The sequence below is a fragment of the Geobacillus sp. FJAT-46040 genome, assembly GCF_002335725.1.
Lineage (GTDB): Bacteria > Bacillota > Bacilli > Bacillales > Anoxybacillaceae > Geobacillus > Geobacillus thermoleovorans.
Window position 1 is genome coordinate 2143252 of record NZ_NISS01000001.1, and the last position, 17025, is coordinate 2160276.

General features: G+C 50.7%; 16 protein-coding genes and 3 pseudogenes. 5 read left to right on the forward strand and 14 right to left on the reverse strand.

The window, feature by feature from the left end; genetic code table 11:
* Positions 1 to 81: 81 nt before the first annotated feature.
* A pseudogene (locus tag CD000_RS11315) lies at positions 82 to 435 on the reverse strand (helix-turn-helix domain-containing protein); the annotation flags it as partial.
* A 141-nt stretch (positions 436 to 576) separates the two neighbouring features.
* Positions 577 to 1140: a DUF6431 domain-containing protein gene (locus CD000_RS19170; protein WP_033011559.1), complete on the reverse strand. Its 564-nt coding sequence runs from the start codon at positions 1138 to 1140 to the stop codon at positions 577 to 579.
* Between the two features lie 320 nt (positions 1141 to 1460).
* On the opposite strand from CD000_RS19170, the gene CD000_RS11325 reads away from it, so the two are divergent.
* Complete coding sequence (locus tag CD000_RS11325) at positions 1461 to 2291, forward strand: MerR family transcriptional regulator (RefSeq protein WP_033004934.1); 831 nt, start codon at positions 1461 to 1463, stop codon at positions 2289 to 2291.
* Positions 2281 to 4029, forward strand: coding sequence for an ABC transporter ATP-binding protein (locus tag CD000_RS11330; RefSeq protein WP_198962539.1), 1749 nt, complete (start codon positions 2281 to 2283; stop codon positions 4027 to 4029). The genes CD000_RS11325 and CD000_RS11330 overlap by 11 nt, the downstream gene beginning before the upstream one ends.
* Before the next feature lie 627 nt (positions 4030 to 4656).
* On the opposite strand, the pseudogene CD000_RS11335 reads toward CD000_RS11330, so the two are convergent.
* From CD000_RS11335 to CD000_RS11350, 4 genes and pseudogenes are all read right to left on the reverse strand, one after another.
* Positions 4657 to 5049, reverse strand: a pseudogene (locus tag CD000_RS11335) (restriction endonuclease); the annotation flags it as partial.
* Positions 5050 to 5132: 83 nt separating this feature from the next.
* Positions 5133 to 5696, reverse strand: coding sequence for an NYN domain-containing protein (locus tag CD000_RS11340; protein WP_033008850.1), 564 nt, complete (start codon positions 5694 to 5696; stop codon positions 5133 to 5135).
* Positions 5697 to 6458: 762 nt separating this feature from the next.
* A pseudogene (locus CD000_RS19175) lies at positions 6459 to 6668 on the reverse strand (YdbC family protein); the annotation flags it as partial.
* A 13-nt stretch (positions 6669 to 6681) separates the two neighbouring features.
* Positions 6682 to 7038 (reverse strand): 3'-5' exonuclease, encoded by a 357-nt coding sequence (locus CD000_RS11350; RefSeq protein ID WP_233130429.1) that lies wholly within the window; start codon positions 7036 to 7038, stop codon positions 6682 to 6684.
* A gap of 100 nt (positions 7039 to 7138) precedes the next feature.
* Here CD000_RS11350 and CD000_RS11355 point away from each other — a divergent pair, with 100 nt between their 5' ends.
* Positions 7139 to 8797 carry an IS1634 family transposase gene (locus CD000_RS11355; protein ID WP_096224667.1) on the forward strand — a complete coding sequence of 553 codons (1659 nt, stop codon included), beginning with the start codon at positions 7139 to 7141 and terminating at the stop codon, positions 8795 to 8797.
* A 219-nt stretch (positions 8798 to 9016) separates the two neighbouring features.
* Here CD000_RS11355 and CD000_RS11360 read toward each other — a convergent pair whose 3' ends face one another.
* The 6 genes from CD000_RS11360 to CD000_RS11385 are packed head-to-tail and all read right to left on the reverse strand — an operon-like array spanning position 9017 to position 13204.
* Positions 9017 to 9745: a YwiC-like family protein gene (locus CD000_RS11360; protein ID WP_096225692.1), complete on the reverse strand. Its 729-nt coding sequence runs from the start codon at positions 9743 to 9745 to the stop codon at positions 9017 to 9019.
* A gap of 5 nt (positions 9746 to 9750) precedes the next feature.
* Entirely contained in the window at positions 9751 to 9981 is a 231-nt protein-coding gene (gene moaD, locus CD000_RS11365; RefSeq protein WP_096225693.1) for a molybdopterin converting factor subunit 1, read from the reverse strand.
* Positions 9978 to 10445, reverse strand: coding sequence for a molybdenum cofactor biosynthesis protein MoaE (locus CD000_RS11370; protein ID WP_063330036.1), 468 nt, complete (start codon positions 10443 to 10445; stop codon positions 9978 to 9980). The genes moaD and CD000_RS11370 overlap by 4 nt, the downstream gene beginning before the upstream one ends.
* Positions 10442 to 10942, reverse strand: coding sequence for a molybdopterin-guanine dinucleotide biosynthesis protein B (mobB, locus tag CD000_RS11375; protein WP_096225694.1), 501 nt, complete (start codon positions 10940 to 10942; stop codon positions 10442 to 10444). The genes CD000_RS11370 and mobB overlap by 4 nt, the downstream gene beginning before the upstream one ends.
* Positions 10939 to 12198: a molybdopterin molybdotransferase MoeA gene (locus CD000_RS11380; protein WP_096225695.1), complete on the reverse strand. Its 1260-nt coding sequence runs from the start codon at positions 12196 to 12198 to the stop codon at positions 10939 to 10941. Before CD000_RS11380 ends, mobB begins: the two co-directional genes overlap by 4 nt.
* Positions 12199 to 12247: 49 nt before the next feature.
* Positions 12248 to 13204 (reverse strand): methyl-accepting chemotaxis protein, encoded by a 957-nt coding sequence (locus CD000_RS11385; RefSeq protein WP_020279769.1) that lies wholly within the window; start codon positions 13202 to 13204, stop codon positions 12248 to 12250.
* Positions 13205 to 13491: 287 nt separating this feature from the next.
* Between CD000_RS11385 and ric the strand changes: the two genes are divergently transcribed.
* Positions 13492 to 14199 carry an iron-sulfur cluster repair di-iron protein gene (gene ric / locus CD000_RS11390; RefSeq protein WP_096225696.1) on the forward strand — a complete coding sequence of 236 codons (708 nt, stop codon included), beginning with the start codon at positions 13492 to 13494 and terminating at the stop codon, positions 14197 to 14199.
* Positions 14200 to 14286: 87 nt separating this feature from the next.
* Here the strand turns inward: ric and moaA are convergent, their stop codons facing one another.
* Both moaA and modB read right to left on the reverse strand, forming a co-directional pair.
* Positions 14287 to 15312 carry a GTP 3',8-cyclase MoaA gene (gene moaA / locus CD000_RS11395; protein WP_096225697.1) on the reverse strand — a complete coding sequence of 342 codons (1026 nt, stop codon included), beginning with the start codon at positions 15310 to 15312 and terminating at the stop codon, positions 14287 to 14289.
* A gap of 54 nt (positions 15313 to 15366) precedes the next feature.
* Positions 15367 to 16029 carry a molybdate ABC transporter permease subunit gene (gene modB, locus CD000_RS11400; protein WP_047817904.1) on the reverse strand — a complete coding sequence of 221 codons (663 nt, stop codon included), beginning with the start codon at positions 16027 to 16029 and terminating at the stop codon, positions 15367 to 15369.
* A gap of 224 nt (positions 16030 to 16253) precedes the next feature.
* On the opposite strand from modB, the gene CD000_RS11405 reads away from it, so the two are divergent.
* A complete protein-coding gene (locus tag CD000_RS11405) occupies positions 16254 to 16964 on the forward strand; it encodes a Crp/Fnr family transcriptional regulator (RefSeq protein WP_033027965.1) in 711 nt (236 codons plus the stop codon).
* Positions 16965 to 17025: the final 61 nt, after the last annotated feature.

Genomic DNA, 17025 nt, shown 5'->3' on the forward strand with positions numbered 1-17025 from the left:
AACAATCCGCAAAAATTTTGCACATTATTTCCGAATCCGCCTGAAATAATTTGAAAAAGGGATTCTGAAATAATGTGCTAATTTACAAATGTCCCCCTGCTTGGTGAGTTGTTCGTAGAATAGGGTCACGGGCATGGTGGGATGTTCCTTCCTCAATGCTAGAATATGATCCTCATCATCGGGGGACAGACGTCTGGAGCGGCCGCGGTCCGAACGGCGCTTCGGCTTCAAGGCGTCGAAGCCCCCTTTTTTGTATCGGGCGCACCAATCCAGAATCGTCTTCGCCGCAATGGGTTTGTCCCCTTGATGAGGAATCGAATGCACTCGCCCGCCCACCTCATTCAAATACGCCTTGGGCTCCACCTGGCCATTCACCAACGGAGCGATCAGCCCGTACCGAAACAGCGCGATGTCGTGTCTCATCGATTCATCCATCCGGATCTCCTCCCTGTCTCCCTGTGATGTTGGACCGTCCCGGTCCCTCTGCCTCCTATCTTACGAAACGGCTCGAGATTCGTCGAGAGGAAGGGTTTGTGGGAACATCAACCATCTCCATTTTTGGTGTTAAGTAGAAAATCAGGAAGCAATTTGATCCGCAAACAGATGCCACCTCTCGTTTGTCCACAGGTCTTGGATGATCGAGCCCACCCCCCGTCCCTCCAAAGTCTGCATCCACCAAACCGCCCGTTCTGTTCTTGCGTTCCCCACAGGGCCGATGATCCCCCACCTTCTCGCCGCCGCGTGATGCAAGCGGGAGAGATTCCGTAAAAATCGTCGGACATAAAATAAGATGACCTCCTTGGTGGGAAAACCAACCTGTTTGGTCTTCGCTCCTCGCCTTGGCGTTTCGAGCCACGTTTTGACCGCTTGCCAAATAACCGATCGTGTATATTGAACATACGGGAGGAGAAAAGAAGGCAGCACACTCACGGTTTTGCGACACTCTTGACAGCGATATCGTGCGATCCAAAGGTGATACTCCCCCTCTGCCGTCAACGCATAACGTTGGTAGTATCCGTGACGATGCAAGGGGCGGCGGGATGAACAGTGGGGGCATTGGTTCACGTCGGGAAAATCGTTCCCTTTCCCACGATCCGTATACGTTTGAATGTCAATGCCAAAGTCGTGAAACTGGATCACACTTCCTCCCCCTCATTGAAACGAATGGAAATCTTTGTCCGAAACAATTCACAAAAAATTTAGCACATTCCTTCAGAAAAGGGGAGAGGGCTTTCTGAAAGAATGTGCAAAAAAATGGGCGTTTTGTGCTGAAATAAAATGATAATTTACATCACGGATTCAGGTATTTTATATCGTGCAACATGATCTCCAGTGTATCAATCCATTCACAAAGGCAGAGCGATCCGCCTTCCTTTAAGCAATTCCCTCTTGAACCTCCAGTTGCGTTAGGGTGTATGATAAGGGAGAGACTAGCAAAAGAAAGAAGGAGGACAACTGTCATGGAGACGTATTCGATCGGCGAAATCGCCAAAAAGACAGGTGTATCCATCCGGACATTGCGGTATTATGATGAAATTGGACTGCTGCAGCCAACGAAAGATCCGTCATCAGGACATCGAATCTATACGGAAGAGGACATTCTTCAATTGCACAAAATTATGAGTTTGAAGTTTATTGGGCTTAGCTTGGAAGAGATTCGACAATATATTCACCAACCAACATACGACCTTACCTTAAAAGAAACGTTGATGCTGGAAAAAAACATGCTAGAACAGAAACGAAGACAGTTAGAAAGATCCATTCAAGCCATTGAATATGCCATCACCCTTTTAGAGGAAGAAGGAGAAATTGACAGCCTTCTCTTGATGAGCTTAATCCGCAGCATTCAAACAGAAGATGATCAAAAACGATTGATGACACATTACCTAGACCAAGAAACGGTTGATGCCATCTTCCATAATGAAGAACTCAAGCAAAAAGAGAACGAAATGATCAAATCCTATGCCCAATTCGTCAAACAAGTTCACGAACTGTACGGACTCCCCGCCGACCACCCTGACGTACAGCACATGATTGAAACGTTCCTGCGCTCTACTTTTGGTCTTTTGAGCTTGGAGACCGTTGAAAAGATTACCGAGCTACTTAACCAGAACCAATGGGATTCTTTTGAGTGGAAAGAAGAATGGGATGTTCTTAGTCCCCTCCCCTTTTCCAAAGAAGAGACGCAGTGGCTTGAACAAGCGATGGATGACTACATGCAACGTCTTGAGCACATGGGTATAGATATGAAGGAATCAAAGGAAGGAGAGAACAGTGGATATGAAAAATAGGATCGAAACGAAACAAGGCAGTCCAAAACCATTTTGGTATTTGCTCAAACAAGGAAAATTGAACAAATCGCTCATTGCTTTCGCCCTCATTCTTGGATTGATTGAAAGCGGGGCTGGGTTGATCATCCCCCTGTTTGCGAAAGACTTTATTGATCTCTTAGCCCATGGCGGAATGAAGTGGCAACAAATTTTTTGGCTCTTATCTGCTTTTCTCGTTCAAACGGCGGCAGGCGGCATCTCGTTTTATCTCATGTCGTATGCCGGAGAAGCTCTAGTAGCCCAGATTCGAAGTCGATTATGGAACCACATCCTTCATTTGCCTGTTTCCTTTTTTGACCGCTATGAATCGGGGGAAACGATGAGCCGCATTACTCAAGATACAGCAGTCATCAAATTGCTTATTTCCAACCATCTCGTCACATTTTTTAGTGGCATCGTCTCTGTGATCGGTTCCATCATTTTACTGATTATGATTGATTGGCGAATTACTCTCTTTATCTTTTTGGCCGTTCCCGCTGCTATGCTCATCATCATGCCGTTGGGAAGAAAGATGCATCAAATTTCTTTGCGCACGCAAGATGAACTGGCCAAGTTTTCGGGACATCTTGGCCGGATCTTGCAAGATATCCGTCTCGTGAAATCTTATAACGGTCAACACATGGAAGCAGAAAAAGGAGATCAAGAGATCAAAAATTTAATGACCTTCGGTTTGAAAGAAGCGAAAGTCTATGCTGTCATCTCACCGATGATTGCCACCGTCATGATGCTCGTTGTCGTGATCATTGTCGGTTATGGCGGCGCCCAGGTTGCATCTGGGCATTTGACGGCGGGAGAGCTTGCGGCCATCATCATTTATATTTTTCAAATTGTCATGCCTTTCACTACTACAGCTTCCTTTTTCACCACCTTTCAAAAAGCATTGGGGGCTACAGAGCGGATTAATGAAATCTTTCAAGAGCAACGGGAACTGCTGGGCTCACAAAAAGAACCCGACTTCAATCAAACATTGCAGTTCAAACATGTTTCCTTTTCTTATCATCAAGATAAACCGGTGCTAAAAGGCATTCATTTTACCATTGAGCCAGGCAAAATTTACGCTTTTGTTGGCCCCAGCGGCGGCGGAAAAACCACCATTTTTTCACTGATTGAACGCTTTTATCTGCCAGACGAGGGACAAATCTTGTTAGGAAACATACCTATCCATGAAATCGATTTACAAAAATGGCGACAAGCGATTGGCTACGTTTCTCAAGATATTCCCATTTTGTCAAGCACCATTCGAGAAAATATTTGTTATGGATTCGAAAGCATGCCTGAGCATGAAGAAATCGAACAGGCCGCTCGGCTGGCCAACGCTCACGAATTTATTCAAAAATTGCCGAATGGCTATGAAACAGAAGTCGGCGAACGAGGGATCAAGCTTTCAGGAGGGCAGAGACAACGTATTGCGATTGCTCGAGCCATCTTAAAAAACCCAAAACTCCTGCTATTAGATGAAGCCACTTCTAACTTGGACAGCGACTCAGAAAGCCTAGTGCAAGAAGCGCTGAAAAACGTGATGAAAGGTCGAACGACGTTGATTATTGCCCATCGGCTTTCTACCGTCACCGATGCAGACACGATCTTCGTTGTCGAAGACGGGCGCATTACTGGACAGGGAAACCATGAATTATTGCTGGCTACCCATCGTTTATATCAAAAGCTGGTCACCCATCAGTTTTCCCAAGGCAAAAGGTAATTAGGCAGCCATATACTCACCGACTTTCCAACTCACATTTCGCACCTTAACAAGAGGAAGAACAAAGGACTTTGTGAGCCACTGAACGCTAGCACCAGCAGGAGGCTGGCATTGAGAGTCCACCGCACCCAGCCGGTCAATCAATGGTGGAAGACCAAGATCTTACGAATGCGGATGTCCATAGGTGCAACCCTCTTTGCTCCCCTTGCGTGTCAAGGATTCATTCTGTGAAGCAACCATTCTTCCAAAAACAGGAGCTGAAACAATGAATCAGCTCCCCACTATAGGCAACACGTTCAATTTGATTGTATCAATTTTTGTAAAACATTGCCATCGAACTTTGTCGACCGATCAAAAATACAAAAAGAGCGGTGCGATGCCGCTCCCTTTTCTGCCTCCGATGGCGAAGCGATGAAAACTCGCAACGCTTCCGCTTTGAAGCTCATTTTTTATCAACTCCTATTTCTCTAAGTGTGCAATACACTAGCGCCCTGTTGCTGCTCGGGAATGTGCTCTTGGATGTCTCAAAGATTTTGCATTCAACCGGGTCAATTCATAATGTGATGCTAAGACAAAGCAGAAGCCCGCTTGGCTTCTGTTTTGTCCCCACCTTCAACGGCTTAAGGCTCATAACATAAACCGCTCGACATCATTCTCCGGTCCGATGAATTCCACGTCTGTTCCGATGGCTTGGAAGTGTTTGCGGGCGAAGGCAATTTTCGCTGCTTCACCGGGACGCAGTTCGTCCTCCCATTCCTGTCCTTTCGTCTCGAGGACGAAGTACAGTTTTTCCTCTCCATCCTTTTCGATGACAAGCGCCCAGTCGGGATTGTAGGAGCCGATCGGTGTGTCAATTTTAAACCAACCCGGCAGTTTGACGTACACTTTTACGTTCTCATCGTGTTCAAAACGTTTGGCGAACCGCTCTTCCACATCGGAATCGTAAAGGATATGGTCAAACGGCGATTTTTCGCTCGGGATGGCGTTGTCGTTCAAATAGGCGAGGAGCTTTTCATTTTGGAGTTGCGGTGGCATTTCTCAAATAGGCGGCTGAAATCAAAAACGCGCCCTTCGGAAATAACAGTTTGTACACAATCGCCTTCTCATTCCCGTCGAATGCTGTGGAGAAATTCCGCATCGATTACTTTCCTGTCATCGACAAGATCTAGCAGTTCGTCGTGTGGCCGAATCTCATCATTTCCGTCGGAATAATAAAGAGTGATATGCACTCCTTCTGATTGTGCGATTTGCAACGCGGGCAAAAAATCACTGTCCCCCGTCAACAATGCCGCATGAGTGATTAATTTCTTCGTACTATGCATAACCAAATCGGTTGCTAGCATCACATCGATCCTTTTTTGCTCAAACACTGGAAACCCACGCTCATCAATGCCACGAAATGCTAGCTTTCCCTCCCGGACGGTAAAACTACCAAGCCGGTTTAGTCTTTTGAAAAAACGTTGTGCATGGGAGAAATAGTCTTTTTCCTCTAGAGATGGATAGGATGATTGATGGGGAAGGCAATGGTAGTAGTACGTTCGTAAAAGCAGATGGCCTTGAGCCATTTGTTGAGCAAGCTTGCTGTAATCGATTTTGGCTTTTCCATGCCATTTCAACACATGGTCGAGATATCCACCATCAATAAATAAGGCAATTCGCGAATACAACGCATTCCCTCCCGTCCATGGCAATGAATACAAAAGGAGCGGCGATGCCGCCCCTCTCTCTTGACCTGCCATCCATCCGAACGGCAGCGGTTATTCTAAATATCATTATAATTGGAAAAACGGTGCATGTAAATCCCCCAGTTGAGACGAACAGATCATTCGCATCGAGCCGGTTCGCCCCGAGAAGCTGTTAGATTTCCGAGGCATAGGCAACGTTTTTGTGATGTTTGACTTGCTCTCGATGTCGTCTTGGCCTCGCTGGGCACTTCATTTGCCTTTTTCAGCAACTGTTCTTTTGGTTGAACACATGTCTTTGGGTTTCCAACCGCGCCATCCGATCGATGAGATGCCTTTTCCAGCCAAAAACAGAATAAGTTCATTGCGGTCCCCCACTCAGATCATCCCACCATTTTTTATTCGAATTCCTCACCTTTTCTAGCGATGACAAATATATAAAAACAACCGTTCCAGTTCCTCCGGCTCTAACTTTCGAACCAGGATAATAAACTCCCTATGGAATGAAGGATAAATGCTGCTAATGCTTTCTATTTCGTATTGCAACGCTTCTTCAGATGATGCCGATTGTATCCCCGTTAGTAATTGCCTTTGCTTCTCGACAGGGTACCCTTTTTCGTTCATGAATATTAGTACATTCTTGATTTGTTGAATAAATAACGGCGAGCTCTCCGCCCATTCATCGATTCGTTTCCGCCAATCCCCATTTTGTATGCTAGAGTTTTCAGATGAATTCTTTTCAAACAGCTGTTTTAAGGCATAATATAACTCCTTCACTTCCGCTTCTGAAAGGGTAACTCCCTTGCCCATTTTCGCATGTGAGGCATCCCAATCCCGTATATCATATTTCGGAGGATATCCGTTCCAGCTCACAAGATTTAGTTCCTTATTCCATCCTTTGGGCGAACTAGACAACGTCGCAATTCGTTTTTTGATTTCAAACTGAATCGTTGCCAAACAAACCGCTCCTTTATTTGGAATATATACTTGAATCAAAGCCAAAGGCATCGTAATCTTCTTTATAGAAATTTCTTACAAAAGGACAAATACTTCTAAAGTTGCGGCCAGTATACATCAACTGCACTTCTTTTTTCGCCCTAGTAATTGCAACATAAAGAACTTTCTTTTCATCATTCAGTATAGCTTCCAAATCCGCCCTGTAGCCGTCACTATTTTTATTGTCTCCGGCTCGTTTATCCAGTTCCTCAATCCTCTTTTTATTCGGATAATGATCACGGTCAAAATGAATCAAAAATACATAATCAAACTCAAGTCCTTTGACGCTATATGCATCTGTAAACAAAATCGGCTTTTTTTGTTTGTTCAACTCACATTTCGCACCCTCTCGACGAAAATCGGGAGGATTTTTTCGTTCCGATGTCGAATGAATCCTTGACACACAAGGAACGTAAAGGAGTTTTTCTCTTATGAACGTTCAAGTCAAAAAGGTCTATCGCAATCATTATTTGAATATAATAAGTGCCCTATTCAAGAAACTGGGCCTGCCCCAATTGATTGACCATCTCGTTCCCGTTGATCCACAGTGCCAGACTCGAGTCAGCGATGCCGTTCAGGCCATCATCTACAATATGTTTGACGGCCGGCAAGCCCTCGTTCACGTGGAACGATGGGCTCAGGAGATCGATCTAGAGAAACTCATCCGTCCCGGTCTCCATCCTTCCTGGTTGAACGACGATGCCTTGGCTCGTCATCTCGACCGCCTGTATGAGGCGGATATTCACAAGGTGATCAGCACTTGCTTGATTCACATTTATCGCAAAGAAGGCCTTTCCCTCCGAGCCTTTCACGCCGATACGACGGACAAGACGGTTTACGGCGCGTATGAATCGGCCTCATTAGAGGCTTTGCAGATCACACATGGCTACAACCGCCATCATCGTTGGCAAAAACAGATCGGTTTCGGACTGGTCGGCAACGAGGACGGCATCCCGTTTTACGGCGATGTGCACGACGGCAACCTGCCGGACAAAACATGGAATCCCGAGGTGCTGTCTCGTGTCCATGAACAGCTGAAGCAGGCCAAAATCGAAGACGAATGGATTTACGTGGCCGATTCCGCCGCGATGACGAAAGAGACCCTGGCGCAAACCAAAGCGGCCAACGCCTTTTTGATCACCAGAGGCCCTTCGTCGCTCCGGATCGTGAAAACCGCGCTGGCCGAAGCGGATGCTGAGGACACGACGTGGAGCGATCCCTTTACGTTGGCGGAGAGAAACGGCGCCACGTACCGGGTATGGGAAACGGCCTCGACGTATGAAGGCCACCCCGTTCGGCTGATCGTTGTTGAATCGAGCGCGCTCGACCAGCGAAAAGGAAAGACGCTTGAAAAAGAACGAACCAAAGAAGCGGAGCTTCTTCGCGAGGAACAAGCCCGTTGGGAGCGTCACCCCTTCTCCTGCCGGGAAGATGCCGAACAAGCCTTGGCGTCCCTCAAGGCGTCCCTTCGCCCCCGGTTTCATCGGGTTGAGGCCGCGGTCGAAGAGATCGTACGCCTGAAAAAACGGCGCGGACGGCCGAAAAAAGGGGCGGAACCCGAGGTGGAGACGCTGTATTTCTTGCACCTTGACGTCGAATTCGACCAAGACGCGTGGGAACAGGCGAGACGGAAAGCGTCCCGGTTTGTCCTCGTCACGACCGTTCCGAAGGAATGGAAGGGCCAACCCATGGATGCCCAAGAGATCTTGAAGCTGTATAAAGGGCAGATCTCGGTGGAAATGAACTTCGCTTTTTTGAAAGATCCGTTTTTCACGGATGAGATTTACGTCAAAAAACCAGAACGGGTCGCAGTATTAGGCTATTTGTTTCTGTTGGCCTTGGCGATTTACCGCGTTTTTCAGCGCCGAGTGCGTCAGTTTATTACTCCAGAACACCCGTTGAAGGCTCCTGGAGGCCGCAAGCTGACCCGGCCGACGGGACAGGCGATTTTTCAGCTGTTTCAATATGTGAACGTCGTCCTGTTCAAGCTGCCGGATGGACGCATCCAACGCTCACTGGATCGCTCCCTCACCCCTGAACAACGAAGGATTCTGCAGGGGTTGGGGCTGGATGAGAGCATTTACGTGTAACGTCATACGGAACGACCAGCGATGGTAAAAAAAGGATTGCCATCGCTCGTTGTGTTGGTCAAAAAGTTATTCTGAAAAACTAAATAAAAAATCCTTTGTTTTGACCTTGTTAGGGTGCGAAATGTGAGTCACATCATGCTTGTGCAATGAAAAAGCAATACCGCCTAACCAAAAGAAAAAACCCCAAACGGTCATGGATGCCTCCCGTTTGGGGTTCGCTCAAGAGTAGAGCACGATCATCGCGATGAAAAAGTACGCCGCGTTGGCGATTTCCAAAATGCCCAGTTTCATGATCGGCAGCGACTTGCCATATAAATAGACGGCGCGGATGACGCTCGGCGCGTAGGCCAAGACGGCGAACGGCTCGCCGATGGCGATGAGGCCGACGATCAACAGGGCGTGGTAGCCCCATGACAGCCATTTGTACCGCTCATTTTTCTTTTCGCGAATCATCGTTTTTACGTAAAACGTGCTGCCGATGAAAAAGAGGAAGGAAAACAGGGCGAGTTCAAACGCTTCAAGCGTCAACTCCCCGCGTCCGGCGTAAAAGGCGGCGAGGCCGCCGATGCAAAACGCCGCGATGGCGGCTACATCATTCCAAAAGGCGCGATCGTTCTTTTTCTTGCTGTAGTACGTGTTCACCAAGAAAAACGGCACCATGGCGAGCCCGAAGTAGAAAAGCGCCGGCTGTTGCCAAAGAGAGACGGCAAGCGCCGCGGCGGCGATGGCGCCATAGCGGGCGGCGGCGGGCACGTACGGCTCTTTCCGCTTCGTTTTCACCGCCATCAAGAGCGGATACGTCGCCAAATAGAGCGCAAGCCAGGCGACAAAGAGCGGCGCGTGAATCCACGAAAGCCCACCGGCGTACGCTCCGAGCCAAAACGGGATGATGAGCATCGCCCAGGCGCCGTGTTGTTTTGGCATCACCCATTTGCTTTTGTTCGCCATCCGTCTCATCCTCCGCTTACCGGTGGAATAAAGGCGACCGTGTCGCCGGCGTGAAGCGGCGACTCGTCGCGGGCGTACTCCTCGTTGACCGCGGTCATGACGCGCCCGAGCGAGATGCCGTAGCGCTCTTCCACTTCGTCTTTCAGTTGTTTCACCGTTTCCGGAACGTGCGGCCACATCACTTCCCGCTCGCCGATTTGCTCGCCCAAATGGGCGAAAAACAATAGACGGATCATTCCTCTTTCACCTCCGGTTTTCCGGACGGATACGCCGTTGTTTCCAACTGGTCGCCCACCCAGGCGCTTCCGTCCTCCCATTGCTCTTTTTTCCAAATCGGCACGATTTGCTTGATCCGCTCAATGGCATAGCGGTTCGCCTCATACGCTTCGGCGCGGTGCGGCGAGGAAACCGCGATGACGACGGCGATGTCGCTGATCTTAAGCCGCCCGATCCGGTGGGTGATGGCGGTTTTCGCCCCTGGCCATTTCTCCGCAATTTCCGCCCCGATTTGCGCGAGCATTTTCTCGGCCATCGACACGTACGCCTCATATTGCAAAAAGAGCGTCCGCTTGCCGTTCGTCCATTCACGCACCGTGCCGGCAAAGACAGCGACCGCCCCCGCTTCCGGACGCATCACTTTTTTCATCACATCCTCGACCGAAATCGGTTCAGACGTGATGGCAAACAACGATTCCGTCATGTCCCTCTTCTCACCTCATTCATCAACCATGGGATATATGCGGCCTCATCAGCCAGCGAAAACACCGGGTGCGCTAGCGGCCCTTCGAGCGGTTCCCAGGCGATGACGGCGCGGATGTTGGCGAGGTGCTGAAGCGACGCCCAATCTTCCCAAGTGCGGACGAGCACGACTTTCGGATGGGGCGCCTGCTTATAGCCTTCGACCAGCACGAGATCGAGCCGAAGCGGCGCATAAAGCGCCAACACATCATCCAACCGCCACAACGGGCGGCGGAGATGAAGCTGCAAAAGCCCGTCCCCTTCCACCGCCGTTGCCATCGCCCCGGCCCGCTCATGGCGGACGGAATCGACGCCTTCCGGCCGCGCGGGCTCGCCGCCATGGCCGTGGTGCTTCACCGTCCCGACGCGCCATCCTTCCCGGACAGCGGCCGCCACCCATTTTTCCATAAGCGTCGTTTTGCCGCTATGTTTATAGCCGACGACTTGCCAGACGTTCATTCGCTTGACCCCTCATCGTCATCCAAAAGCCACACTTCCACCTCATCGCCAACCGCAAACCCTCTCGTTCCGCCCGGCAGCACCATCAAGGCGTTCGCAAAGGCAAGCGAGGTGACAATGTTCGACTTGTCCATGCCGACCGGCTTCACGACAAGCCGACCGTCAACCGCCTCGACCCGGCTGCGCACGAAGCGGGTGAACGGGTTCGGCTTCGGAAAATCGGCGCCAAGGGTGGCTTTCGCTTTTTTCAAATACGGCTTGGCCGAAAACAGCCGCGTGCGCACGACCGGGCGGACGAACAGCTCATACCCGACGTAGCACGCCGACGGGTTTCCGGATAGACCGAACAGCAGCTTGCCATCAATCTCGGCGACGGTCGTCACGCTCCCCGGGCGCATGGCGATTTTGTTAAACAACACGTTCGCTCCGAGCCGCTTGTAAATGGCGGGCAAATAATCGAAATCCCCGACCGAGACGCCGCCGGTCGTAATGAGCATGTCCACTTGATCGAGCGCCTGGCGCACAGTGTGAAAACACGCATCGAGGTCGTCGGCGAGCTGGCCCAAATAAATCGGCTCGGCGCCGCTTTTGAACACCTGCGCCTCGATCATGTAGGAGTTGCTGTTGCGGATTTTTCCCGGCACAAGCGGTTCAGAGACGTCGAGCAGTTCGCTTCCAGTCGCAAAAATGCCAATCCGCGGCTTTTTCGCCACCTTCACTTCGGCGTAGCCAAACGTCGCCAAGAGCGCCGCCACCCCGGGATTGATGCGCGTTCCTTTTTCGACAAGCGGCTGCCCTTTTTTCGCATCTTCCCCTTGAAACGAAATGTTGTCGCCAGGGCGGAACGGGCGTTTAATGGCCATATACGTTTTTCCATCCCGCTCGTACTGTTTGGCGAGCTCCAACATGACGACCGCATCGCATCCTTGGGGAATTTGCGCCCCGGTCATCAAGCGCACCGCTTGAAACGGGCCGACGGGCTGCTTCGCCACTTGCCCGGCGCCGATCGTTTCAATGACTTCAAACTCGACCGGATGGTCAAGTCCCGCTCCTTCCGAGTCGGCGGCGCGAATGGCAAATCCGTCATACGGCGAGCGGTCAAATGGCGGCACATCATGGTCAGCACGCAAATCTTCGGCCAAATAGCGGCCATACGACTGGCGAAGCGGCACTGTTTCCTCTTCCCCCACTCCGGCATAACGCATCACCCGATCAATCGCTTCCGATACAGGAATCGGGGTTCGTCTTTCGACCATCTCTCTCTCTCCTTTCGATCATACGGCTGGCGGCAACTATATCGTTCTTTCAACGTTGTTGCCATTGTTGCAGCTGTTTTATGCCTTCTGCCAACTTTTCATCAACGACGCTCGCATCGGCAATATGCCGCAAAATCATCTCCCGCGTTTCGCCAAACAAAGCGGCGGACTGTTCGAGCTCTTTCCTCACTTTATCCGCATAGCGGTATTGTTCCTGAATATAGTTTAGCACGTCTTGGGCTCGATTTTCGACTTGATCGATCAGCTCCATCATCGCCGACCATTTGCGAGCTGTATGGATGCTCATTTGGACAACCGTTTCGATCAAAGATGAAATGGCTTCCGTTTGCTCTAGCGACCGTTCGATTTCCTGCTGCACAGCGTCAGTTAGCTGGTGAATCGTTTCCGTGCTGTCCGCCGTATGCTCAGCCAATTTCCTCACTTCAGCGGCGACGACGGAAAACCCTTTGCCATGCTCCCCGGCGCGAGCGGCTTCGATCGAGGCGTTTAACGCGATCAAATTCGTCTGGCCAGCGATTTCTTTGATCACTTTCACAATTTGTTCAATTTCTTGCGAGCGGCCGCGCAACCGATGCATCGCGGCCGATGTCGTTTCCATCTCACTGCCGAGCCGCCCCATCGCCTGCTCCATTTCTTCCGACATGCGGATACCTTCTTTTGCGGCTGCGACCATCTGACCCGCCGTCTCCACCAATGCGTTCCCTTGTTCGCATAAACGGTCGGAAATCGCATATGATGACTTGCTGAGCGTACTGACATTATCAACCTTTTCTTTCGTTCGGTCAACCAGCTGGCCTAATACATGGTGTTGCCCGTTGACCACCTCATGCTGGTGAACGATTTCCTGCAACTCCCCGAGCAATCCTGCCACCGTCTCATGAATGGCTTCCTTTTGTCTCGTGAGCTCTTCTTTCATCTCAGCGAGTTGCCGCTCCAGTTCTGTTTTTTCCTCCTCCCACTGCCTTCCCTTCACCAACGCCCACATATCCGTCTTCCCTTTTCCTTCTCTTGATTGGCTTCTGTTGTCAACACGTTGTATGTTATCTGCTGAACATGTCCGTTCTCATCCACGAAAGCAGACACCGCCTCTGCAAAGAGTCAGCAGAAGTCTGCTTTTTTTCATTGTACGATAAAGAAGAAACGTGCTGTTGTGACGTTTATCACATGGATCGATGTCCACTTTTTTTTACGTATGTGAGATCCGTCACAACACCTTCGCGGAAAACACGGTATGCTGAAGCTGTAACGATTGGATCAATGGAGGGATGATGAATGGAACAGCGGTTTACTGAACAATCATTGATTGGCGATATTGTTACTCAATTTCCGAAAGCAGCTGATTTGTTTAAAGCGCGGCGCATCGATTTTTGCTGCGGCGGACAGCGTCCGTTAAAAGAAGCGATCGAAGAGCTCGGACTTGATGGCGAAGCGCTTCTTCGCGAGCTGAACACCCTTTACGCGGAAGCGCAAAACAAGCCGACCGGAAATTGGAGTGAAGCGCCGCTAGCCGACTTGGTCGATCATATCATCAACACGCACCACCGCTATTTGAACGAGGAACTGCCGCAGCTCAGCCCGTATGTCACGAAAGTATTGCGCGTACACGGCATGCACCATCCGCATCTTTCCCGCGTGCATAAACTGTTTCATGAGTTAAAAACAGAACTCGAGCAGCATCTCATTAAAGAGGAAACGGGAGCGTTCCCGCTCATTTTGCAATTTGCCGACAACCCATCGCCGGAGAACCGGGAGGCGGTCGAGCGGGCCGTTCGCGAACTGGTCAATGAGCATGACGCAGCCGGTGATTTGATGAAAGAAATTCGTGAAATCACAAACGACTTCACCCCGCCAGAAGACGCGTGCGGCACGTATCGCCTCGTCTACAACCGGCTGGCCGCGCTTGAAGACGATTTGTTTACCCACATCCATTTGGAAAACAACATCCTCTTCCCGCGCGTGTTGGCGGCGGTGAAGGTTTAAAGGAAGAAAGACGCCGATTCGCACTTCCGAAAACATAAACCAAAAACGGGATCGCTTCTTCTATGGAAAGAGCGCTCCCGTTTTTCTTCATCCCCCAATATACGACATTTCAATTTTCGGGCGCTGTTTCGCTGTCTCTGCCGTCCGTTCTTCTGAATAGCGGTCTGTCCGCTCGCTCCAGATGGCGGCGATCAGCGCCTTCAGCTCTTCTTTCCCCGCGCCGGCGCGCAGTTTGTCTTTCAACGACACGCCCTCAGAAGCAAACAAACACGTGTACAGCTTGCCATCGGCGGAAATGCGCGCCCTCGTGCAGCTCCGGCAAAACGTTTCCGTCACCGAGGCGATAAAGCCGACTTCTACGTTCGTGCCCGCGTACCGGTAGCGGCTCGCCACTTCGCCGAAGTACGCTTTTTCAACCGGTTCGAGCGGATGTATGGCGTTGATTTGTTCATACATCTCTTTTTTCGTCACGACATGGGAGTAATCCCAGCCGTTCGTGGTGCCGACGTCCATAAATTCAATGAGGCGGAGCGGAATGCCTTGTTCTTTGAAATAGGCCGCCATCGGCACGATTTGCGAGTCGTTCCACCCTTTTTTGACGACCATGTTCACCTTGACGCCGAGCCCCGCCGCCCGGGCGGCTTCGATGCCTTTTAACACCGGGGTGACGCCGACGCCGATGCCGTTCATTTTTCGGAAAATGTCATCATCCAACGCATCCAAGCTGACGTTGACGCGCTTCAACCCGGCTTCTTTCAGCCGCTGCGCCCATTTCACTAAATGGACGCCATTGGTCGTCAAGCCGATATCGCGCAGGCCGGGAATCGCAGACAGCCGCGCAACAAGCGCGTCCAAATCGCGCCTTAAGAGCGGTTCGCCGCCCGTCAAGCGGATTTTTTCGACGCCAAGCTCGACAAAGCATTCCGAAAGAAGCGCCATTTCCTCGACCGTCAACAGCTCGCCTTCCGCCAAAAAGCGAAAATTCGGCCCGAACACTTCGGCCGGCATGCAATAGACGCAGCGAAAATTGCATTGGTCGATCACTGATAACCGCAAGTCGCGAAGCGGGCGGGACAGGCGGTCCATGACGTTCGTTCGGTTGCGCTCGCTCATCGCGCTCCCTCCTTTCTGTTTCGTTCGCCTCATGATGTTGCCAGGCGGCTTTGTTTATTCTCGTAAACGACCGAGTTTCGTCGCAAAGACCAATAAACTGAATGACAATCCGATCGTGACCGCCACCCATGCCCACGCTAACTCCATTCGCCCCGATTCCATGGCCATATAGACGGCGGTCGGGATCGTTTGCGTTTTTCCTGGAATATTGCCGGCAAACATGAGTGTTGCGCCAAACTCCCCGAGGCTGCGGGCAAACGACAGCACCGCTCCGGATAATAGTGCGTGTCTGGCAAGCGGCAGCGAAATATGCCAAAAGACTTGGCGCTCATTCGCCCCATCGATGCGCGCCGCCCCTTCAATGGTTGGATCGACCGCTTCGAGCCCGGTTTTGGCCGCCTGATACATGAGCGGGAATGACACGACCACGGCGGCCATCACCGCGGCACCGGGCGTAAACAGTACGGTCGTATGAAACGACGCCTCGATCCACTGGCCGATGGGGCTATGTCGGCCAAACAAGACGACGAGCAAAAAACCGACGACCGACGGCGGCAACACGAGCGGCAACATAAACACCGTCTCCACCACCGTCTTGCCGCGAAACCGGCGGCGCGCCATCCGCTTCGCCGCCGCTGTCCCTAAGACCGCGACAATCAAGCCGGCGAGGAGCGATACTTTGATCGATAACCAAACCGGTGACCAAAACGATGTCATAGGTCAGCCTCTCTTTGTTCCATCTCCATCCTACTATACGAAAACGAGCAGGCAAACGCTGTGACACTGCTCACATTGATTGTATCATATGGGAGGGGAAATCTGGGTTAGAAAAATTTGTGACAACCTGCACAAAAAAAGTGACAAACGGTGATTTTTTTCACTCTGTCCTTACTGTGGTGTTTTTTACAATAGAAGCAGCCGAACAAATGGAGGTGTCAATCATGGAACGGCAAAGCCAACCAGTGGAGAAACGCGATTTTTCCCTCTTGCGCTCGTGGCTGCAATCGTCGAAAAAAGTGATTCCGCTTCGCAAACATTCGTTTTTGTTTCAAGAAGGGATGCCGGCCAATGAGCTGTATTTGATTCTTTCCGGTAAAGTGCAAGTAAGCAAAATTGGCCCGGACGGAAAAGAAATGTGTTTCCGCATTTGTGGAAGCGGGGAAATTGTCGGCGAGCTGACGCTGTTTACGAACGACCCGCGCTATTTATTGACCGCCAAAGTGATTGAACCGGGCGAGGCAGCGGTGATGAATAAAAACGAACTCGAAGAGCAGTTGCTGATCAATCCCACCCTTACCCTTGAATATATGCGCTGGATGAGCAAGCATGCCCGGCGGACGCAGACGAAGTTTCGCGACTTGATGATGAACGGCAAAAAAGGGGCGCTCTATTCGACGCTCATTCGCCTATGCAACAGCTATGGCGTCCCGCTTGAAGATGGGAGTATTTTCATTGATGTGACGTTAAAAAACCAAGACTTAGCCAACTTTTGCGGCACGACACGCGAGAGCGTCAATCGGATGCTCAATGCGTTAAAGCAAGATGGAATTATTTCCATGAAGCGGGGGAGAATCACCGTCCACGACTTGAACTATTTAAAAACGGAAATCCAATGCGAGGACTGCCCACCAGATATTTGCTGCATTGAATGAAATTTAGCGGGCTGTCATAAAGGAGTTGCCAAGCAACTCTTTTATGGACAGCCCCCGCTCT